Raw genomic sequence first — 21367 nt, 5'->3', positions numbered from 1 at the left:
TCCGCTCGACTTGCATGTATTAGGCACGCCGCCAGCGTTCGTCCTGAGCCAGGATCAAACTCTCCAAAAAGAGTTGAGTCATGCTCAAAATGTTACGTTGGCTAGTGATCCGAAGATCACTATAATTATTGTTTGTTGACGCTTGTTTGTTTAGTTTTCAAGGAACAATGCTGCTCATCACCGCGAGTTCCAGTTTCTCAAGAAACTCACCGTGTCGCGTTGAGGCGACTTTTTTAATATATCATAACCTCGCATGCTGTGTCAATAACTTTTTTTCATCCGCCGCTTACGAACTGTTGAATGGTTCGTATCGCAGCGACGGATATAAATATAACAAGAATAATACTAAAGGTCAATACCTTTTTACTTTTTTAAAATAATATTTATCACTTCGTTAACAAACCCTGTAATACCTATGGTAGAGACCAGGGCTTTTTGTTTCAACCGGGACAGTCTCGATCATATGCTTTTCAGCTAGATACTCGAGAAGGACGCTTAAATCAACCGAATAATGAACAAGTTCTTCATCCTTCATTATTTCCCCAATTGTCCATGTGTCTTTCTTTTTAAGAACACTTAGAAGATGGCCCGCCCCTACCCGTGTCCGTGAATAAATCAGGAATTCACTGGCGAGGAACAAAAGTTCAAGCCTTTTTTCCAAAGCCTCTTCGCTTGTAACGAGCTCCTCATAAAGCTTGAACAGCTCCGGATCAATTTGCTTTACCTGGTTCCATACAGTCAATTCGGGATGGAAGCCGCTTTCGATGACCGCAAGCCGCGCTAAATGATGAAGTGAATGGACAACATGGTTATAGGCATCCAGGTATTGGCCATTTTCAAAAAAAGCCTTGCCGTCCAAATAACGGCGGATTAATTTTGCAAACTCAATGCCCATCTTTATTTTTCGGCCATAAAAAGGGAAGTCCCTGAATTCTGTTAGCAAATTCTTTATGTACTCATTCCTATCGAAAACAACTTTTGCACCATAAAGCCATTCGAAAATTTTTCGGTTCGTGCCAAGGAGCATCCACTCCCTTAATTTAGCCTCGGTTATAGTATGGAGGGCGGCTTTTTCGTCGCCATAGGTATAATGTTTTATCGCGATTGGCTCATCGGCTTCATTGACAATCACCACGAGAATTGCATCAAAAAAATCCGTGGCTGGGCTGTATTTTTCTTTTTTTTCAACCAATAGAATCCCCAAGGTATTCGATTGGCTGGCCCTTTCCTGGTATATCGGGCGAAGGATATCTTCCATGGTCGTTCCTCCAAAACATTGATAGCTATAGTTTCGACAATAATTTCTTTTTTTCCTTCCTTAAATAGAAACCATTTTTCCTTCTTCTCAAAAAAGCTAGCCCAAGTTCCACCAAATCCGCATATATGATATAGTTAAGAATCGGGAGGGAATTGCATGGGGAAGTATTCGAGTAAAATTAATAAAATCCGCACGTTTGCGCTGAGCCTAATTTTTATTGGATTTATCGTCATGTATGGCGGCATTTTTTTCCGGACATCACCGGTTTTAATGACAATTTTCATGCTCGTCGGGTTTTTGTTCATTATCGCGAGTACGGTTGTTTACTTCTGGATAGGCATGCTTTCGACAAGGACGGTTCAGGTTGAATGCCCGAATTGCGGAAAGCAAACGAAAATGCTCGGCAGGGTCGACATGTGTATGTACTGCAACGAACCGCTTACACTTGATCCTAATCTCGAAGGCAAAGAATTCGACGAGTCCTATAATAAAAAGAAACAGTAACAATGAACGCCCGGATGCTTATCCGGGCGTTTTGATTTGGATTAGTGTGCTTCCTTCGCAGAGCATTCGGGGCACTCCCCATAAATCTCCATCCGATGGTGTGCGACTTTGAAGCCTGTCACATGGGATGCGAGATGCTCAACCTCGTCCAGTCCCGGATAAAAAAAGTCGACAATTTTATTGCATTTTTCACAAATGATGTGGTAATGGTCGGATGTCTTAAAATCAAACCTGCTTGAGGCGTCACCATATGTCAGTTCCTTGACGAGCCCTACTTCCTTAAAGACGCGGAGGTTATTGTAAACCGTCGCGACACTCATGTTCGGAAACTTCCCTTCAAGGGCTTTATAAATGTCATCTGCAGTCGGGTGCGACATGGATTGGATTAAATATTCCAGTATTGCATGGCGCTGCGGAGTCATTCTTACCCCAGATTCTTTTAACACTTCCAATGCTTCCTTCAGATGTTGCGGCACCGACATGCACCTCTCTTCTATACAAATATTCTTAAATTATAATTGTTATAATTAGCTTATAAGAAAAAGGGCGCGTTTGTCAATATGCCTGCTCATTGGGCCTTACGATTGGTGCAGGTTTTTTTCCTCTGCCCCTAGCTTCATGTTCACATATCTGGCCGTCACAAAAAGAAGATCGGACAGCCTGTTTAAATAGGAGAGCACCAGCGGGTTCAACGACTCACCCAAGGATACCGCTGCCCGCTCTGCGCGCCTGGAGACAGTCCGGGCAACATGGAAGGCTGCGCCAGCGGGATGTCCACCCGGGAGGATAAAATTCGTTAACTGAGGCAATTTTGCATCCCATTCATCTATTTGCTTTTCCATCTCCTCAATATCTTTTCCCGAAATGGACCATTTTACTTCTTTCCCTTCAGGCGTCGCAAGTTCCGCACCGACGTGAAAAAGCTGTGTCTGAATCCTATGGTACACAGCATCAATTGTATCCTTGCCGTCAAAAAATTCATTTTTCAACAGCGAGAGGGCAAGGCCAATCGCGGAATTTGTTTCATCACACGTTCCATATGCTTCTACCCGGGCATCATCCTTCGGGACCCGGCTTCCATAGATGAGGGAGGTTGTTCCTTTATCCCCTGACTTCGTATAAATCTTCACTTTAATACCCCCTCTCCAAATCAATTACATTTAGATAATTTCCAGAGTTTTTCCGGTACACTTCGAGATTATGCCTGAAAATTTCAAGCGACCGCGGCAGGTAGTTTGCTGTCACGCTTGTTATATGCGGCGTAACCGTTACATTGTCCATTTTCCAAAAAGGATGCCCTTTAGGCAGCGGCTCGGTTTGAAAAACATCGAGATAGGCATGGGCGATAACCCGTTCCTGCATGATCTTGAGGAGAATTTCTTCTTCTACAAGATCTCCCCTGCCAATATTGATGAAGACCGCCGTATCCTTCATCAGCCGGAAATGCTCTTCTTTTAATAAATGGTATGTTTCATCCGTGCTTGGCAAAACGGATACGATGAAGTCGGCGTCCGGCAAATAGGCTTTAATAGTTGCAAATGTATCGGTTTGGTCCGCATCCGGATGAGGCTTGCCGCTTCTGTTTATCCCTGTCACCTTCATCCTGAACGCCTTTGCCAGCCTGGCCGTTTCCCCTCCGATGGCGCCAATGCCAAGGACGAGGAGATGCTTTCCGGCAAGCTCGCCAATCTTGACTTTCCTGTCCCATTCCTCGAGCTCTTCGTTCCGGCGGATTGCCGGGAACTGCTTTACATGCTGCAGCATTGTCCCGATTGTAAACTCCGCCATCGGGATTTTGTGGATGCCCCTTGCGTTCGTGACGAGAATTTCCCGCTTTGCGCAGGCTTCGAATGGCATTTTTTCCATCCCGGCTGACATAATCATGATCCATTTAAGCTTTTCGGCTTTTTGAATATAATCCTCGTTTAAATCTTCCCCGTATGTAACAATGATTTCCGCTTCCGGCAGGTAATCGGCCGCCGAACCAATCCGGCTGAAGTGGAACGAGATATCCGGATACTCGTTGCGAATAGTGTCCTGCACGTTTTCCGCCGGAACGAATGTAAACAATATATTCATAAAAACACCCCTGTTTTTTCCTCAATCATACCATTCCAAAGAGATTTCTTGTAATATTCAAAACCCTTTTTAGACAAAAAAAGAGAGCCGGAAAATCCGGCCCTAATTCTAATAATCTGAGGAGGTATGCCCTACTATAACGTATTCGCTCCATAGCAATTTGCATGGACAGTAGCCTTTTCCTGTAAAAATAGGCCTCAGGCGTTTGCCCTGACAAATTCGAGCGCTTCCTCCACATGCCCTTTCACCTTGACGCCGCGCCACTCTCTGGCAATCTTTCCTTCCCTGTCGATAACAAACGTGCTTCTTTCAATCCCCATATATTCCTTGCCGAAATTCTTCTTAAGCTTCCACACACCGTACGCCTCTGCGACACTGTGGTCCGTATCGGCTAATAGCATGAATGGCAACTCGTATTTGTCGATGAACTTTTTATGCCGTTCTACCGGGTCAGGGCTAATGCCGATGACGACTGCATTTACATCTTCAAAGCTTTTGTGGTGATCACGGAAATCACAAGCCTGCGTTGTGCATCCAGGCGTCATATCCTTTGGGTAAAAATAAAGGACGACATTCTTTCCCCTGAAATCCGATAATTTTACCTGGCTGCCATCCACTGAAGGAAGGCTGAAATCCGGTGCTGCTGCTCCTGTCTGGACAGTCATCACATTCACTCCATTCAAAATGATTCTGCCTTTAGACTAACCAAACAGATGAGTTTGTACAACTTTTGAGATTCGCTATCAACAAGAAGCCCCCTAATCCCGATCCATTACGGCCCTTGCTACAAAGGCAGCGGGAATTGTATATCCAATAAGTGCCTCGAGAATTGCCACAAACCGCCCTATACCAAGCGGCACTACATCCCCATGGCCAACGGAAAAGAGCGTCATGGCACTAAAGTACACGGCAGTGCCCGCTTTTCTAAAAAAGCTTCCGCCATCCGAACCTCCTGTTTCCGCCAGCACCGGTTCGGAATAAAGGCCAAACAGCAGGTACACCATTCCGAAGCCGACAAGGACTGTAAAATAAACCATCCCAAGATAGAGGAAGTTTTCCAATGACAGGATGCTCCCCCTCATTCTGTTTGGGACGAACAAAGTCCGCAGGCTCATAAACAGGCATAACCCCGTACCAATCATCAAAGCAAAATACAATCCGTCCACCACCCAGAAATTCTTCAGCCAGTCTATACTATGCAAACTTGTCCACGATTAGAGCAGTAATTGATTTAATGCGCTTGTTGAATTTTGGAGGTGGAAGAAATGCATATTAATAGGGAAGGTAGCGAAAGCCAGCTGCCCACTATTATTCGAGCACAATCCTCCTTTAACGACTGAAGGACCCTCTAACCAATGGTGTTCGCGCTTTAAATCCTCTTTTAACGACCGAAGGACCTCCTTCGACACAAAAAGCCTGCTTCCGCAGGTAGCGAAAACAGGCCGTATTATTTACCAATCAAATCCTTGCTGTTCCATTTGCTTGCGGAGGCGTTTGATTGCCTGCTGATGCAGCTGGGAAGCCCTGGATTTATGTACGCCAAGAATGACGCTCACATCCGTCAGGCTCAGATTTTCATAATAAACGAGTGCGAGGGTAAGCTTTTCCCTTTCTGGCAGGGAATCGATCATGGAAGCAAGGGCCATTTTCCGTTCCCTCGTCTCAACCCATTCTTCCTGCCTGACCATTGTTTGGTCTTCAACCTGCCTGAGCGGGGAGTCCTCGTCCCGGTCGGCCGGCTCGTCCAATGACTCCTGGTTGATGAAGGAAAGCTGCATTTGGGTTTGTTCATATTCCTGCATGCTGATCCCAAGATACTCGCTGACCTCCATTGGTGTCGGCCTGCGCAGATGTGCCTGCTCCAAATCCTCAACCGCCTTGCGAATCTTTTTTTCTTTTGATCGAAGGGTCCGGGAAACATGGTCCGTCTGCCGCAGCCCATCAAGGATTTCTCCTCTTATTCGCTGAACGGCATACGTTTCAAACTTCACGCCCTGCCCGGGGTTGTATTTCAGGCCCGCATCCCAAAGCCCTGTCATCCCAAAGGAAAATAGCTCATTTTCATCCGCCTTGTCCGACAACTTCCTTTTCATCTGGGATACAACCATATGAACCAATGGAATATATTGATTTAATTCCTTTTCTGCATTCCAAGTCAATATACGTTACCCCCTTTCCATTGATTCCGAGAGTGCTTGTTTAGCCATCATGATTGCAGCAATTTTGAAAGGCTTCGGATAAAGCCTTTAATGCCGCCGCTTTCCTGCTGGGCCGGGACTCCGTTTACAAACCGGCTGGCGAGCTTTTTTATCATTTCCGAAGCAGGGGAGCGGGGGTATTCGAGATAAAAGGGCACTTGCTTCAAAACCGACTTTGTGACATTAGCGTCATCCGGGATAGCGCCGAAGATTTTTAGCTCTTTATTTAAAAATGACTGGACAGCCATCTTGAACTTCCCGGCCGCCTCCATCCCTTCCCTCTGGTGGGAAACACGGTTCACAAGTAGGTGGAAGGATAACGATTTCTTTTGGCTATGCAAAATTTTTACAACAGAATAGGCATCCGCCATGGATGTCGGCTCAGGAGTTGTTAGGAGGATGATATCGTCTGCCGCCAGATGGCAGCGCTGCGCTTCGACCGTCAGCCCCGCCCCGGTATCAATTAAAATGATATCCGCGTAGCCATGAAGTTTTCCAAGTTCTTCGAAAAAGAAGTCCCTTTCTTCCCCCGTCATCTGGAAAAGGCTATGAAAACCGGAGCCTCCCGCCATGTATTCAAGGCCGAGCGGACCCTTTTCCAGCACAGACCAAATGCTTTTCCGCTCCCTGATCATGTCCATCAGATTGGACTCTGGCGCGGTGCCCATTAAAATATCAATATTCGCCATTCCAATATCCAGGTCGATGACGACAACCTTTTGGCCAAGTTCCATCAGGCACAGGGCGAAATTCAACGTAAAATTGGACTTTCCGACTCCACCTTTTCCACTCGCTATCGTTACGACCCTGGAAGGTTTCTGTTCTCCCGGCGTGAGGGTATTAGACAATCGCCTTAAATGATAGGCCTGATCCTGCAGCATTCTCCTCTACCCCCAACAATTTTTTTGCCATATACTCAGCTTTGGCGGGCATTATGTCCTGCGGAACTTCCTGCCCCGTACATATAAAGGCCAGGGGGAACGGATAATGGTATACCATATTGAGGGCTGCCCCGTAACAGGTCGTTTCATCCCATTTTGTTAAAATAAGCTTGTCGATGGGAACGGCTTTCATTTGTTCAACGATTTTCTTCATATCTCTCCACCTTGATGTCATGCTTAAAACCAAGTAATTTTCCTGGCGGGAATCGTAACGCAAAAACTGGTTTACTTCCTTAATATAATGTCGTTCTAGATAGTTCCTTCCGGCGGTGTCCATGAACACAACATGGCGGCCTTTCATCGCTTTCATCGCGGTTTCAAGCTCTTCTTCCTTCATGACAACCTCAAGTGGGATATTCAGGATATCCGCATACGTCAAAAGCTGCTCCACTGCCGCAATCCTGAATGTATCCGACGTCAACAGGCCGACCTTCTGTTTTTTCTGGAAGGCCCGGGCCGCGGCCAGCTTGGCTATGGTCGTTGTTTTTCCCACACCAGTCGGGCCAACCAGGGTAATCAAGGACGGAGGCCCCGCGGGTACGCTCTTCTCAGGTTCAGATGCCACGCCATCGCGGAAAAGCTCCGTAACAATTTTCAGAACGAGCCTTCCCATTTCGTCCTCGCCAGCCCTTTTTCCCGTCTGTTCCGCTTTTTTCACAATATACTGGATAACCTCTTGATCCACTTCCTGGTCCTCAAGATGTTCCACCCACTTATCGAGCGGCCCCGGAACCTTCTTCTCTTCGGTGCCGCTTTTTAGCATCGAATGAATCAGGCCCTTCACCTCGGAAATCTCCTTGAGAACTTCCTTTTCTGAAAAAATTTCCGGGGTGCCGGCTTCTGCCATAATGGACTCCAACTGAAGCGGTTCCGGCTCCCGCCTCTCCTCTTTAACAGGGCTTTCTTTCGAAATGTCGGCGGCAGCGACCACCTCGACACGCTTTCTTCCAAACAATCCAAGGATTCCGCCCACCTTGATTTCCTTTGAATTCAGGATAAAGGCGCTTGTCCCAAGGTCTTTGAAAATCAGCGGGTAAGCCTCATTCAGATTGTCGACGATATATGTTTTTATTTTCATACCTTCACCACTCCAACACTTTTCACTTCAACAGTCGGCTCCAGCTCATTATAAGATAGGATCGGAATATCATTGAATGCACGCTCAAGCAGTTGCCTAACGTACATCCTGATTCCCGATGAGGATAAAATGACCGGTCGGATGCCCATTTCGGCCATGTGCTGGATTGATTCCGTGAATGTTCCAATCAACTGATTTGCTGAATCTGGATCGATTGCCAGAATGTCTCCCTGCTCGGTCCGTTGAATCGATTCCGCCAGCTTTTTCTCGATTGCGGCCCCTACCTGGATTGCATGGATTACGCCATTTTGTACGTGCTGATACGTCAGTTGGCGGGAAAGCGATTGCCTGACATATTCGGTCAGGATATCGGGATTTTTCGTATAGGACGCATACTCGGCCAGCGCTTCGAAAATGACTGACAGGCTTTTGATTGATACGGTTTCCTTCAGGAGCTTCTGGAGTACTTTTTGGACATCCCCGATGCTTAGGACATTTGGGATAAGCTCTTCAACTAGCGAAGGATGTGTTTCCCTCACATGGTTGATCAGCTGGCTTGTTTCTTCCCGTCCGAGGATTTCATGGGCATATTTTTTAATCGTTTCGGACAAGTGGGTGCTAATGACGGAAGATGGGTCAATGACCGTATAGCCGAACAATTCAGCCTCTTCCTTCTGATCTTCCGTAATCCATAAGGCAGGCAGCCCAAATGTTGGCTCGGTTGTTTCAACCCCTTCGATTCCATGTTCCTCGTCAGCCGGGTTCAGCATGAGGAAATGGTCGAGGAAGATTTCACCGCTTGCGACCTGATTGCCTTTAATCTTTATGACATATTCATTGTGCTGGAGCTGGATATTATCGCGAATGCGGATTACAGGGACAACGAGGCCAAGCTCCATCGCAATCTGCCTGCGGATGGCAACTACCCGGTCAAGCAAATCTCCGCCCTGATTGGCATCGGCCAGCATAATCAGTCCAATTCCAAATTCGAATTCAATTGGGTCCTCGCGAAGAAGATTAAAGACATTTTCCGGTTTTCGCACTTCTTCAAGTTCCTTTTCAACTTCATGGTCTTCAAGCGCAGATTCCCCGTTTGCTTGGCGTTTCTGGATTTGATAACCGGCGAACGCAAGCAGCCCGGCCATTCCCCATGTAAGGATAATCCCGATTGGCGTCAGCACTCCGAGAAGGGCGATGACTCCCGCGACTATATAAAGAAGAAATGGGTAGGAAAACATTTGCTTCGCCAAGTCGTCGCCAAGGCTTCCATCGGATGCAGCCCTAGTGACCATGATTCCCATCGCTGTTGAGATAAGCAAAGCAGGAATCTGACTGACGAGTCCATCCCCAACCGAGAGGAGTGTATAGGTGCTAGCAGCTTCCGATAGGTCCATTCCGTGGGTTGTCATTCCGATTGCAAATCCAGCGGTAATATTAATAATCAGGATGACGATCCCGGCAATGGCGTCCCCTTTTACAAACTTGCTCGCCCCGTCCATCGAACCGTAGAAATCCGCTTCCTGTTCAACTTTTTTTCGGCGTGTCCTCGCTTCCTGGTCATTAATCATCCCAGTGTTCAAGTCAGCATCGATGCTCATTTGCTTCCCTGGCATCGCATCCAGCGTAAACCGGGCCGCTACCTCGGCGACACGTTCGGATCCTTTTGTTATAACGATGAATTGAATAATGACAAGGATAAGGAAGACTATGAATCCGACAGCGGGTTTTCCGCCGATGACGAAGTTCCCGAATGCTTCAATTACCTTCCCTGCATGGGCCTTATCGAGAATCGACCTCGTACTTGATACGTTCAAGGCGAGACGGAATAAAGTGGTCAGCAAGAGAATGGATGGGAAAATGGAAAAGTCGAGCGGTTCCTTCGTGTTCATCGTAATCAAAAGAATCATGATGGCCATCGAAAGATTCAATATGAGCAATACATCAAGCATAACTGTCGGTATCGGGATAACCATCATTACAACAATCAATATAACAGCCACCAGGACACCCAGGTTTTTCATCGTCATTTCCGTCACCCTCTACTTGCTTAAAGTTCCTTTAACCCGGTACACATAGGCCAATACTTCCGCTACAGCCTTGAACAAATCTTCCGGGATTTCTTCGCCTACTTCGACCCCCGCATAGAGCGTCCTAGCAAGCGGCTTGTTTTCCATAATAATGACACGATGTTCTTTCGCAATTTCCCTTATTTTCAAGGCCAGGAAGTCGGTACCTTTGGCAACGACGACCGGAACGGCCATTTTTCCAGCTTCATAGGCAATCGCAACCGCGTAGTGGGTTGGATTCGTCACAACTACCTGCGCTTTCGGAACATCCTGCATCATCCTCGCGCTCGCTATCTGGCGTTGTTTTTCTTTGATTTTCTGTTTAATTAGCGGATCGCCTTCAGATTTCTTATGTTCATCCTTAATGTCCTGCTTTGACATTCTCAGTTTCTTCGCATGATCATACCTTTGGTAAACGAGGTCCGCCACCGCCAGTACGAGATAAACGGCCGAAACAATCATTCCCATCTTGAAGGTCAGTGCGGCAAGTGTTGATACAATCAAAAACGGATCCATTTGCGGGAGCTTCAGCACGACTCCCCGCTGGTTCCAGAGGTACAAACCGGCTACAGTAGCGATCAAAATAACTTTTAGAATGGATTTCAACAACTCGACAAGGCTTCTCATCGAAAAAATCCGCTTCGCCCCGGCAATGGGGTCGATTTTTTTCAAGTCCAGCTTAATGGATTCACCAGTAATCAAAAAACCGACCTGGGATATCGTTGAAACAATGGCGGCAAGCCACGCAATAAACAGAATCGGCGCCGCAATCAACACCGCGTCAATCAGCATGTTTTTAAAAAGAAGGACGGTTGATTCTTCCGTTAAATCCCACAATAGCCCATCTGAAAGTCCGCTCGTGAAAAGCCTAAGTATCCTCGGTCCGGCCAGTTCCCCGTAAAAGGATAGGAAAGAGAAGGAACCCAATAGGACCAAGGCATTCGATAAGTCGGTACTCTTGGCAACCTGGCCTTTTTTCCTCGCCTCCTGTTTTTTGCGGGGCGTGGCTTTTTCGGTTTTTTCGGCAAAATACTGCAAATCGAGCCGTAGGAGCATGATGATCTTCCTTTAGGTCCCCAGAATCTTCAATATACTTTCAATTGAATGGGTCATAGTTCGGACGAGCTTTCCCATGACAAAAAAGAAAACGGGCATGGTAATGAATAATACAATATAGTGGACAATGAGTTTCACCGGGATTCCGACCACAAACAGATTCATCTGTGGTACCATTTTCGAAAGCATCCCAAGTGCGATATCGACCATGAAAATGGTCCCCATTATCGGGGAAGCAATCAGGATTGCAATCCAAAACATGTTTTTGGTTATGGAAACGGAAAGCTGGGCGATGCTGCCCGCCGCTCCCGCCGGCAGCCAAAGTTCGGCGGGAATCCACTGGAAGCTTGCCACCGCGCCTTTTAAAAGAATATGGTGGCCATCGACCGCCAAAAAGAACAAGATAGCGAGCGCATAATAGAAGCGGCCAGTAATATTCTCCTGAACCCCTGTCTGCGGGTTAAACAGTGTGGACATCGCAAGGCCGCTCTGCATGTCGACAAAGTTTCCCGCGAGCTGGACCGCGTAAAGCAGGAACGCAGTTAGCATTCCAAGGGATACTCCAACCACAGTTTCCTTCAATACAAGCAGAAGATAGACGGAATCCATTTCGGGAATAGGAACAGGCTCGACCACTCCTGCAACCATGACGGTAACAAAAAATGCAAACCCGATTTTAAACTGGGGCGGAATTTGCCGGTCCCTCCAGACCGGCGCCGCCAGGAAGAAACTGGCCAGCCGGACAAATACCAGAAGCCAAAAGGGCAAGTAAGTGATCATATCAGCCCACTACCCTATATAACTTGTCAGGTTGGACAGAATATTCCTCGTAAAATCCACCAAATGGGTCAGCATCCATGGCCCAAAGAAAAGGAGGCTTACAAATACGGCAACGATTTTCGGTGTAAAGGCGAGAGTCTGCTCCTGGATTTGGGTAACCGCCTGAAAGATACTGACTGCCAATCCGATAATCAGGGCCACCCCTAAAACGGGTGCCAAAATCATCAGTGTCAGGTATATCGAGCTTTGCGCAAGCCCCATGATGCTGTCTGGTGTCATAGCAATTCTCCTTAACTGAAACTAACAAACAATGATTTAACGATCAGATTCCACCCATCGACAAGGATAAAGAGCAGGATTTTAAACGGGAGGGAAATCAGTGATGGCGGAACCATCATCATCCCCATCGCCATTAAAACGCTGGCAACAATCATATCGATTATGATAAAAGGAATAAAAATTAAAAAACCCATCTGGAAAGCCGTTTTCAATTCGCTTATCGCAAATGCCGGGACAAGGGCTGTAAGGGGGATATCCTCAATGCTGTCAATCTTCCCACTATCCCTGTATTCAAGGAAAAGCTTTAGGTCGCTCTCCCGCGTTTGCTTTGCCATAAAAACTTTTATTGGGCCGCTTGCTTTTTCGAACGCTTCTTCCTGTGGCATATCCCCGGCCAAAAAAGGCTGGAAAGCTACCTTGTTGATTTCCTGGAAAGTCGGTCCCATGATGAAAAAGGTCAAAATCATGCTCAGGCCCATGATGACCTGGGCAGGCGGCATTGTCTGCGTGCCAATCGCCGTCCTGACGAATGACAGGACAATCGCAATCCTCGTAAAAGACGTCATCAGCAACAGAATGCTCGGCGCCACCGATAGAACCGTAAGCATGAGCAGAAGCTTTATGGAATTAGCGGCGCCATCCTCGGCCCCTGTCCCGCCAATCTGCAAATTGATTCCGGGTATCGGGGTCTGTGCAAAAGCTGTGTGCTGAACCAAGAAAAACAGGAACGGAAGGAGAATGGCTGCTTTTTTGCTGATACTTATTGTTTTCATTGTTCGCCGTTCTCCTTGCCTGATTTTGGCTTGCCATCCTTCAGCTGTTTAAGGAGAAGTTCATTCCACTTTTCCTGTGATGTCTTTTTCAGCTTCGCTCCCCAATCCGCAATCGGGTCGCCCTGCTTTTCGGCAACCATTTCCAAAAGGCGAGTTTGTTCCTCACCAGGTGGTACCATCCTTAATAGATTGATAGATTCTCCCACACCAAGAATGTAGAGTGTATCGCCAACCATCAATAACTGGACTGAGCGGTTGTTGCCGAGTGAATGCCCTCCGATTCCATGAAAGAGGCCACCCTTGTTCAGGGGATTCCCCTTTTTGGATAGGTATCTTAATACTGCGTAAAGTAGGCCTATTATTAATAGGAAGGAAAAGATAAATTTTATTGCATATGGGAGCACGGATGTATCTTCCGGCTCATTTATTTGAACACTTTCATTATTTTCGTTTTTGGATTTTTTCTCCAAAACATCATAAATGCTTTTTTCCTTGGCTGATGCTTGGTTTAACGGCACAAGCACGAAGAGCAGGCTCGCTGCCAGCAATAAAATAGTTTTTCTCCAACTCACAAGTCCAGACCCTCTCACCTGATCTTTTTCTCTTTTTCACGTTCTGACATGACTTCGGTTATCCTAACAGCGAATTTGTCATCCATGACGACGACTTCGCCAGTGGCGATTCGCTGATTGTTCACTAATACATCGACATATTCCCCGGCCAGCTTGTTCAGGCCGACGACCGAGCCCTTTTTTAGCTCGAGTATTTCCCTTACCGTTTTCGTTGCCCTTCCCAACTCGAACCCCAATTGAAGCGAAACATCGGTCAGCATATTGATTTCATTATTTCCCGCTGCCGCTTGTGGCTGTTCTGTGATTGGCGAAAACTGAACTGATTGAACAGAGCCATATTGGCTTTTTCTTTTTTCCATCCTGAACCTTTGCCCCTTTCTGCCATGGACCTTGCCCGGCATGCATCAGGCGGCCCATTTTTCCTATAAGGATACTCTTTGGTGATAGTGCCGGATTGCGGCTATTTCATCAAGGTTATCCTGTTCGATTTTCTTCTGTTGCTCCATATATGCATCCAAAGACTTTTCCTTGAGGAGATGCCAAGTTTTTTCTTCCTTTTGCTTTAATAGAAGTTCCTCTTTTTTCCCGGCGATTTCCTGTTCGATTTCCATTCGTTCTTGTTCCATCCGGGAAATTTTCACATCAAGGTAATCAAGGTATTCATTTTGCTGGAGGATATCGGAAATGAATGTGCCGCCCTCCAGTTGCTCCCATTGAGAGATACAATCGTGGCGTTTTCGGACAAGGGAGTCCAATTCCTTCTCGATGTTTTCCTTTTTCATCATCAACAAACCCATCTCGGAAAGGGAAAGGTCCTTCTCCCTTTCTTTTAGGGAAAGGATATGTTCGTACGGAAATTGAAACGTCATTGGCTAATTCCTCCGAATTGATCTAGTAGCTGACTGACTGTCAAATCCATGCTGGAATTTTCATTGGTGCCCTGTTTTACGAAATCGTCAATCCAGCCTTTTACATCCATGGCTTTATCAATATCGCGGTCCGTTCCGCGTTTATAGGCGCCAATCTGGATTAAATCTTCCGCCTTCCGGTAAACGCTCATGTGCTTTTTCAACGTTTCCGCCGCATTCAGGTGCCCGGGGTCGACGATGTCCTTCATGACCCGGCTGATGCTCGAAAGGATATCAATCGCCGGGTAAATCCCCTTTTGGGCGATTTTCCTGTCGAGGACAATATGTCCATCCAAAATTCCCCTGACTGTATCCGCAATCGGCTCATTCATGTCATCCCCATCAACAAGGACGGTATAAAATGCAGTAATGCTGCCGTTGGCATTTGTGCCGGCCCGTTCGAGAAGGCGAGGGAGCATCGCGAATACAGAAGGGGTATAACCCTTTGTTGTCGGAGGCTCGCCAATCGCAAGCCCGATTTCACGCTGTGCCATTGCGAATCTCGTGACAGAGTCGAGCATAAGGTTTACATTCATTCCCTGGTCGCGGAAAAATTCAGCGACAGCTGTAGCGATCATTGCTCCTTTAATCCGGATCAGCGCTGGCTGGTCAGAGGTTGCGACGATTACGACAGACCTTTTCAGCCCTTCTTCGCCAAGGTCGCGTTCGATGAAATCGAGCACTTCCCTTCCCCTCTCGCCAATAAGCCCGATCACATTCACATCTGCTTCCGTATTTCTTGCAATCATACCTAGCAGCGTGCTTTTTCCTACCCCGCTCCCGGCAAAAACCCCGACCCTTTGTCCCTTTCCTACAGTCATCAGGCCGTCGATGGAGCGGATTCCGACACTTAGCGGATCTGAGATTCTAGGCCTGGCCAAAGGATTTGGCGGCAGGTTGTCCGCACCCGCTTCAAGCAGGCCGGCTGGAAGGCCGCTGCCGTCCATCGGGTTGCCGAGGCCGTCGAGCACTTTTCCGAGGAGGTCCATTCCGACCTTTACAGTCAACGGCTTCCCCGTCGATACGACATCGCAGCCAGGGGCGATTGAGTGCAGGACATCAAGCGGCATCAACAAAACCTTATGGTCACGGAAACCGACAACTTCCGCTTTAATTGGCCTATTTTGCTGGGGCGAGTAAATATGGCAAATGTCGCCCAGTTTGACATCAGGGCCCTGCGATTCGACAGTCAGTCCGATGACCTGGGTCACTTTGCCGTTCATTTTAATCGGGTTAATTGTTTCAAGTACATCCCGATATGCTTTAATGTCCCATCTACTCACTTGCCCGAACCTCCTGTTGAAAGGTATGGAGTGCTTTCTTTATCTCGCTCAGCTGCATATCAAGGCGGGCGTCAATGCTTCCGGATGATGTCCGGATGATGCAGCCCCCTTGCTCGACCGAGTAATCGGGAAAGATTTTAACTTCAACCTGCCCATTGTCGACAGCCAAAAGCTGCTTTCTTTGTTTTTGGACGAAGGGGAAGTCCTCCGGCGAAACCCCAATGGAAAGGGAATCTGTTTCGTAAACATCAGATAGCGTTTGTTTGATAAGCGTGATCAGCGCATCTGGAGCTGTTTGGAGTTCCTGCTGCAGCACCTTTTTCGCTATAGCAATCGCCAGTTCGAGTACGAATGGCTCCGCTTCCCGGATCAATTCCGCTTTCTCCTGATAGGCAAGTTCCAAAATCGAAGCCGCCTTTTGAAGTTCGGATGCGTACTGCGCCTTCGCATCATTCCTTCCATCCTCTATTCCAAGCAGGTAGCCTTCCTGATAGCCGCGCCTTTTCTCTTCCTCAAGCTGAATTAGGAACTGTTCCTGCTCCCTGTTCCGCCAATCTTCCAATTCAATCCGGGCGGCTTCCCTCTGCTTTTCAAGTTCATGCTCGATATCATTAGAAACGGGGTCAAGAATTACCGGCGAATCCATTTCCAAAGCATCCCGTACAGGTGCCGGTACCGGAACACCAACTACAACCCGGCCGGTTTCCGTTTTGACATTGAATGATTTAAGAAGTCTAGAAGACAAGGTCTTTTGCCCCATTTCGAGAAATGATGATTGTTCCTTCCTCTTCCAGTTTCCTTATGACAGACACAACCCGGCCCTGCGCATCTTCAACATCTTTCACGCGCACCGGTTCGGTCGAAGAAAGTTCTTCCTGGAGGCTCTCTTCGCGGCGTTTGGAAATATTCCGGAAGATGGCATCTTTGACTCCCTGCGACGCAGTACGGAGCGCGAGCGGAAGATCCTGGTTCTGGACATCCATAAGGATACGCTGGATCGAACGGTTATCAAGATAGGCAATATCTTCAAACACAAACATCCGTTGCTTAATCTCATTTGCAAGCTCGGGTTCTTCCTCCTGCAATGTGTCAAGAATGTTCTTCTCCGTGCCACGGTCAACGCTGCTTAGAATGCTCACAATGGAGTCGATTCCATTTTGCGCGTCATGCTTTTGCGAACTGGTCATGTTCAGCTTCTCCTCCAGAACCCGTTCGACTTGCTGGACAATATTCGGGGAAGCCGTGTCCATCATCGCAATCCGCATTGCAATTTCAATCTGGCGCTCGGACGGGAAAGCCGAAAGCGTCGCAGCGGCTTTTTCCGGATCCAGATAAGACAGGACGAGCGCAATTGTCTGCGGATTTTCATATTGCAGCAAATTGAAAATCTGCGTTTGTTCGACATTTTGGATGAATTTGAATGGCTTATCATCAGCGCTGCCGTCCATCCGCTTCAAGAATCCGGCCGCCTTATCAGGCCCAAACGTTCGTTTGAGCAAGTCCGTCGCAATATCGATTCCTCCGTAGGACACAAGATTCGCATCTACTGCAAGCTGGTGGAATTCTTTTATAATCTCGTCCTTTACGTTGGATGTCACCTTGCGTAGGCTCGTAATTTCCTTTGTAATCGCCTCTATCTCTTTTTCATCGAGGTTTTTCATAATTCCGGCCGAGACATCCGGCCCTACAGAAAGCAGTAAGATGGCTGCCTTCTGTGTATTTGTGTACTTTTCCATCTTATCGCCCCTTAGTCACCGGAAAGCCAATTCCTTAGCAGGCCGACAAATTCATCCGGCTGCTTCTTGGCCATCTCCTCGATTTGTCTCCTAATGACAACTTTTTCATCTTCAACGGCAACGGCTGCTTCCAATCTGGCCGCTTCAATTTCAGGAAATGGATCATTTTCTTCAAAATCATGTTTATTCTTTCTCCTGGCGAGGTATATAACAAGGAGGACCATCAATACGACCACGCCGACAAGGGCGTAAATTGCCCAGGATGGGAATGGGCTTCCTGTTTCTTCGGTTTGCGGCAATTCCGCTTTTCCGCTGAATTCCCTTGCGAAGACAGTAATCCTGGACTCAACATCCTCCTCCAGCAAGGTAGGATTATCGCTTAATGCCGTCCGGACAACGTTACCGAGAATTTGCTGGATGCTCCGTTGCGTGACAAGCGTCAGTGAATCAGGATTTTTCGGATCCGGCGGTTCAACGCCGACATTGATTGTAATATCTTCAATTTTATAAGGGCTTTGGACGATTTCATTGGAAATCCTGTTCACTTCATAGTTGACACGCTTTTCCAATTCTTCGGAACTGTTTTCCTGCCCGCCGCCGGGTGTGGCGTATCCCGGAATGTCTGTCTGTCCGGTTCCGGTTGTTGCCGGTGCAGCGTCTCTTCCGTTATATTTTTTCGAAATTTCTTCAACGCTGATGGCTATGCCTTCACTGGATGCGGCATTGGCTGGCTGGACAAGATCTTCCTTTGTCTTTACCTGGTCAAAATTTAAACGTACATATGTCTGGATCAAAACTTTATTATGGCCGATAATCGTGCCAAGCATTTGCTGCAGGCTTGATTGGATATCCGTTTCAATATCCTTTTGGATTTTTCTTTGCATTTCATAATTGTCGAGAACTTTTGTTGATTCATTCTGGACATTCAAACCCCGGCCATCCTGGTCAGTCATGACGATATTTTCTTTCGTAAGGTTGGGTACGCTTTTTGAAACAAGGTGGTAAAGCACCTGGATTTGCTGCTGTTCAAGCTGATAGCCCGGTTCCATTTCAATGACAACTGATGCCGATGCGGCCTTTTTATTGTCTTCTCGGACGAACAGGCTGTCCTGTGGCGTGGAAATGACAACAGCCGCGTTTTTGACGCCTTCAACATGCCTTAGTAAATCAGCAACTTCGCTTTGGAGCGCCTCGCGTTCCATTGCATCAAGCTGGCGGTCGGTTGCACCAAACTGCAGGTCTTTGGTCATGTCGAAAAAACTGATTGACCCTGTCTTCGGAAGGCCTTTTGCGGCCATCGACACCTGGAGGTCCGGTGCTTTTTCCCGCGGGACCATGATCCGTGTGCCGCTGGAGTCTAGTTTGTAATCAGTGAAGCCTTCCTTATCAAGGGCGGCTTTTATATCGCCGATTTCTTTTTGGCTCATTTCATTGCTGTATAAAGGTACATAATCCGTCCTTGTCAGAAAGTAAATCGTCAAGGAAAGGACCGCAATAATTCCAATAAAAGAACCGATAAATAAATATTTTTGTTTTTTGCCGATCGAATTCCAATATCCCTGATATTTTGTTTTAAATTGCAGTAATTGTTGATTCATGGCCGCTCCACTATACTACATATTCCCATGATTAGATTTGCATCCTCATGATTTCCTGATATGCTTCAACGGCCCTGTCGCGAACCTGGGTTGTCAGGGTTACCGCGATGTTCGCCTTTTGGGCAGCAATCGTTACATCATGGAGATTCACGGCCTCGCCCCTTGCAAGAGCAGCGGTTTTCCCTTCAAAATCCTTGACCGCCAGATTGGCATCCTGGATATATTGGTTCAGCATCGTCCCGAATGAGCTATCATTGGAGGCACCTTGCTGTTTGTTTATCGTCAGGAAATTGGAATTGTATGGTTGGATGCTGGAAATATTCATTGGTTAAAATCCTCCTTATCGGCCTATCTCAAGCGCTTTGACAAGCATTGCCTTGCCGGCATTGAATGCTGTCACGTTCGCCTCGTATGCACGTGAGGCGGACATCATGTCCACCATTTCTTTTGTGATGTCCACATTCGGCATGAATACATAACCTTGCTCATTGCTGTCTGGATTGGTTGGGTCGTATACGGCCTTGAATGGGGTCTGGTCCTCGACAATCCTCGTTGCCCGGACGCCCGTAAGTTCTTTTTGCAAAACGTTGGCAAAAGAAGGGGGATTCCCCTGGCTTACCTCGACCATTTTCCTGCGGTAGGGTACCCATTCCCCGTTGATGAACTCACCTCTGGTTGTATTCGCGTTCGCAATATTGGAGGAAATCACATCGAGCCTTAAACGCTGGGTTGTCAGTGCCGATCCGCTAATGGACAAAGATTGGAAAATAGACATTTACAGATTAGCTCCTTCCCCTGATTGCGGTTTTAATGAGATTGAACTCTTCATTGATGCCGTATGTCAGTGATTGATACCAGATGGTGTTTTGGCTAAGCTGCGACATTTCGTAGTCGATGTCGACACCATTGCCGCTATTCTGGAAAACATTGTTTTCCTGTTTCAGCTTCGCCGCTGGGATACCGCCCTGAGCGCCAATCGCGAAATGCCTTTCGTCTGTACGCTTTCCGGTGAATCTGCTGTTCATTTCCTTCTGAAGAATTTCTTCAAAGGCGACCCTTGAAGCCCGATAATTTGGGGTATCCACGTTGGCAATGTTATTGGATATCGCCTTTTGCCTTAAGGCGGAAGCATCAAGCGCGCTTGTTAGAAGGCCTATCGTATTCAACTCTTTCACCTGCCATCCTTTTTATGGGTTGCCGATACCGGCTTATACCGATTTTGCCTGCTTCATTGCCTGCGCCCAAGTGGTGCGGAGCTCTTGAAACATGCCTTCTACCTCGGTGAGCATCTCAGAATCTTTTCCGATGTTTGCTTCAATTAGCCTGCGTTTCATATATTCGTATAAAGGTAGTAGAGTTTTTGAGATTTCATAATCCATGTTCAGCGTCACCATCAGTTCAGTTACGATATCCTGCACCCTGGTGATATGGGAATGCGCTTGGGCGACGTCCTTTTTTTCAATCGCGGCCTTCGCCTGCTGAAGGAATTTTATCCCCCCGTTATAAAGCATAAGTGTCAGTTCCTCCGCCCGCGCGGTAGTAACCTGATTCCGCTGGTAAATCTCGCTTGGGTTCAACAATGTAGTGCCTCCTCAACTTTTCTTATCGTAAAAATAGCCTTCGGTTACAGGCAACCAATCATCGTATTGCCGTGTAACATATTGCTCCCGTCTAACATCCCTGATGCTTTTGGTCATCTTTTGCAAGATTTCTTTGAATCTATCATCCAATTGTTTTTCCTTTGCCGCCAACTCAGACAAGAGTGCTTTGATCCGGTAATCTATGAGCGGCGAGCCAGCTTCTTTTTCGACTAGGCCGATTGAAGAAATGCACGTTTCCCTTTCTTCGAGCAATGAATCTATCTCTTCATTTCTGCCATTTTGCAGCGCGTCGAGCAGTTTATCCGAAATCGCGCCAAACCGCTTTAACTGCGCGAGCTTTTCCTCAAGTGCGCCAATCACCTGGTACCAACTTCTTTTACGGGTGAGCGCATGATTTCCTTGATCCGTACCCCAAAGTGTTCATCAATAACGACAACCTCGCCGATGGCAATCAATTTATTGTTCACATAAACGTCAACCGGCTCGCCGGCCATTTTTTCAAGTTCAACTATCGAGCCGCTTGTCAGCTCCAGTACTTCGCTTATTTTTTTCTTCGTCCTTCCCAATTCGACAACGACTTCGAGCGGAATATCGAGAAGAAGGTCCATATTCATGCTGTCTTCGTAAGCACGGCCAACTACATCTGGTTCAAGCTCG

At 47.2% G+C, this 21367-nt stretch carries 27 protein-coding genes and 1 pseudogene; 1 reads left to right on the top strand and 27 read right to left on the bottom strand.

Annotated features, from left to right (window positions below; genetic code table 11):
- Positions 1-394: 394 nt before the first annotated feature.
- Complete coding sequence (locus tag ADU24_RS03490; protein ID WP_053365330.1) at positions 395-1258, bottom strand: nucleotidyltransferase-like protein; 864 nt, start codon at positions 1256-1258, stop codon at positions 395-397.
- A 156-nt stretch (positions 1259-1414) separates the two neighbouring features.
- Between ADU24_RS03490 and ADU24_RS03485 the strand changes: the two genes are divergently transcribed.
- The gene (locus tag ADU24_RS03485) at positions 1415-1762 is read left to right on the top strand and encodes a YgzB family protein (protein WP_053365329.1); all 348 of its coding nucleotides are present in this window, start codon (positions 1415-1417) and stop codon (positions 1760-1762) included.
- 41 nt (positions 1763-1803) lie between these two features.
- On the opposite strand, the gene perR is transcribed toward ADU24_RS03485, so the two are convergent.
- The 26 genes and pseudogenes from perR to fliN (ADU24_RS03355) all read right to left on the bottom strand — a co-directional run.
- Positions 1804-2244, bottom strand: coding sequence for a peroxide-responsive transcriptional repressor PerR (gene perR / locus ADU24_RS03480; protein WP_053365328.1), 441 nt, complete (start codon positions 2242-2244; stop codon positions 1804-1806).
- Positions 2245-2340: 96 nt separating this feature from the next.
- The gene (locus ADU24_RS03475; RefSeq protein WP_053365327.1) at positions 2341-2892 is read right to left on the bottom strand and encodes a cob(I)yrinic acid a,c-diamide adenosyltransferase; all 552 of its coding nucleotides are present in this window, start codon (positions 2890-2892) and stop codon (positions 2341-2343) included.
- Position 2893: 1 nt separating this feature from the next.
- Complete coding sequence (locus ADU24_RS03470) at positions 2894-3841, bottom strand: D-2-hydroxyacid dehydrogenase (protein ID WP_053365326.1); 948 nt, start codon at positions 3839-3841, stop codon at positions 2894-2896.
- A 197-nt stretch (positions 3842-4038) separates the two neighbouring features.
- Positions 4039-4506, bottom strand: coding sequence for a thioredoxin-dependent thiol peroxidase (gene bcp / locus ADU24_RS03465; RefSeq protein ID WP_053365325.1), 468 nt, complete (start codon positions 4504-4506; stop codon positions 4039-4041).
- A gap of 93 nt (positions 4507-4599) precedes the next feature.
- Entirely contained in the window at positions 4600-5007 is a 408-nt protein-coding gene (locus tag ADU24_RS03460) for an ion channel (protein WP_442853751.1), read from the bottom strand.
- A gap of 285 nt (positions 5008-5292) precedes the next feature.
- Positions 5293-6000 (bottom strand): sigma-70 family RNA polymerase sigma factor, encoded by a 708-nt coding sequence (locus tag ADU24_RS03455; RefSeq protein ID WP_053365324.1) that lies wholly within the window; start codon positions 5998-6000, stop codon positions 5293-5295.
- Between the two features lie 47 nt (positions 6001-6047).
- Positions 6048-6920, bottom strand: a complete 873-nt coding sequence (locus ADU24_RS03450; RefSeq protein ID WP_053365323.1) for a MinD/ParA family protein — start codon at positions 6918-6920, stop codon at positions 6048-6050.
- Entirely contained in the window at positions 6880-8058 is a 1179-nt protein-coding gene (gene flhF / locus ADU24_RS03445; protein WP_053365322.1) for a flagellar biosynthesis protein FlhF, read from the bottom strand. The genes ADU24_RS03450 and flhF overlap by 41 nt, the downstream gene beginning before the upstream one ends.
- Positions 8055-10085, bottom strand: coding sequence for a flagellar biosynthesis protein FlhA (gene flhA, locus ADU24_RS03440; protein WP_053365321.1), 2031 nt, complete (start codon positions 10083-10085; stop codon positions 8055-8057). The genes flhF and flhA overlap by 4 nt, the downstream gene beginning before the upstream one ends.
- Before the next feature lie 12 nt (positions 10086-10097).
- Entirely contained in the window at positions 10098-11180 is a 1083-nt protein-coding gene (flhB, locus tag ADU24_RS03435) for a flagellar biosynthesis protein FlhB (RefSeq protein WP_053365320.1), read from the bottom strand.
- A gap of 12 nt (positions 11181-11192) precedes the next feature.
- A complete protein-coding gene (gene fliR, locus ADU24_RS03430) occupies positions 11193-11960 on the bottom strand; it encodes a flagellar biosynthetic protein FliR (protein ID WP_053365319.1) in 768 nt (255 codons plus the stop codon).
- Between the two features lie 9 nt (positions 11961-11969).
- On the bottom strand, positions 11970-12239 hold the full coding sequence (gene fliQ, locus ADU24_RS03425; RefSeq protein WP_053365318.1) for a flagellar biosynthesis protein FliQ: 270 nt from the start codon (positions 12237-12239) through the stop codon (positions 11970-11972).
- A gap of 11 nt (positions 12240-12250) precedes the next feature.
- Entirely contained in the window at positions 12251-13012 is a 762-nt protein-coding gene (fliP, locus tag ADU24_RS03420) for a flagellar type III secretion system pore protein FliP (RefSeq protein ID WP_053365317.1), read from the bottom strand.
- Entirely contained in the window at positions 13009-13584 is a 576-nt protein-coding gene (locus tag ADU24_RS03415) for a flagellar biosynthetic protein FliO (protein WP_197277466.1), read from the bottom strand. Before ADU24_RS03415 ends, fliP begins: the two co-directional genes overlap by 4 nt.
- Before the next feature lie 14 nt (positions 13585-13598).
- Positions 13599-13943, bottom strand: coding sequence for a flagellar motor switch protein FliN (gene fliN, locus ADU24_RS03410; protein ID WP_197277465.1), 345 nt, complete (start codon positions 13941-13943; stop codon positions 13599-13601).
- Positions 13944-14006: 63 nt separating this feature from the next.
- Complete coding sequence (fliJ, locus tag ADU24_RS03405) at positions 14007-14453, bottom strand: flagellar export protein FliJ (protein ID WP_053365314.1); 447 nt, start codon at positions 14451-14453, stop codon at positions 14007-14009.
- Positions 14450-15775 (bottom strand): flagellar protein export ATPase FliI, encoded by a 1326-nt coding sequence (gene fliI, locus ADU24_RS03400; RefSeq protein WP_053365313.1) that lies wholly within the window; start codon positions 15773-15775, stop codon positions 14450-14452. The genes fliJ and fliI overlap by 4 nt, the downstream gene beginning before the upstream one ends.
- Positions 15768-16520, bottom strand: a complete 753-nt coding sequence (locus ADU24_RS03395) for a FliH/SctL family protein (protein WP_053365312.1) — start codon at positions 16518-16520, stop codon at positions 15768-15770. Before ADU24_RS03395 ends, fliI begins: the two co-directional genes overlap by 8 nt.
- Positions 16510-17511, bottom strand: coding sequence for a flagellar motor switch protein FliG (gene fliG / locus ADU24_RS03390; protein ID WP_053365311.1), 1002 nt, complete (start codon positions 17509-17511; stop codon positions 16510-16512). Before fliG ends, ADU24_RS03395 begins: the two co-directional genes overlap by 11 nt.
- A gap of 11 nt (positions 17512-17522) precedes the next feature.
- Entirely contained in the window at positions 17523-19109 is a 1587-nt protein-coding gene (gene fliF / locus ADU24_RS03385; protein WP_053365310.1) for a flagellar basal-body MS-ring/collar protein FliF, read from the bottom strand.
- 31 nt (positions 19110-19140) lie between these two features.
- A complete protein-coding gene (gene fliE / locus ADU24_RS03380; protein WP_053365309.1) occupies positions 19141-19434 on the bottom strand; it encodes a flagellar hook-basal body complex protein FliE in 294 nt (97 codons plus the stop codon).
- 15 nt (positions 19435-19449) lie between these two features.
- Positions 19450-19884, bottom strand: a complete 435-nt coding sequence (gene flgC / locus ADU24_RS03375; protein ID WP_053365308.1) for a flagellar basal body rod protein FlgC — start codon at positions 19882-19884, stop codon at positions 19450-19452.
- 7 nt (positions 19885-19891) lie between these two features.
- A complete protein-coding gene (gene flgB / locus ADU24_RS03370; protein ID WP_231689555.1) occupies positions 19892-20284 on the bottom strand; it encodes a flagellar basal body rod protein FlgB in 393 nt (130 codons plus the stop codon).
- Between the two features lie 33 nt (positions 20285-20317).
- Complete coding sequence (gene fliS, locus ADU24_RS03365; protein WP_053365307.1) at positions 20318-20689, bottom strand: flagellar export chaperone FliS; 372 nt, start codon at positions 20687-20689, stop codon at positions 20318-20320.
- Positions 20690-20701: 12 nt separating this feature from the next.
- Positions 20702-21070, bottom strand: a complete 369-nt coding sequence (locus tag ADU24_RS03360; protein ID WP_053365306.1) for a flagellar protein FlgN — start codon at positions 21068-21070, stop codon at positions 20702-20704.
- Positions 21067-21321: pseudogene (fliN, locus tag ADU24_RS03355) on the bottom strand (flagellar motor switch protein FliN); the annotation flags it as partial. The pseudogene fliN (ADU24_RS03355) and the gene ADU24_RS03360, both read right to left, overlap by 4 nt.
- Positions 21322-21367 lie beyond the last annotated feature (46 nt).

This window comes from Bacillus sp. FJAT-27245 (assembly GCF_001273955.1).
Taxonomy (GTDB): Bacteria; Bacillota; Bacilli; order Bacillales; family Cytobacillaceae; genus Bacillus_D.
The sequence above is the reverse complement of the archived record's forward strand: the minus strand, read 5'-3'. Positions and strand labels throughout refer to the sequence as shown.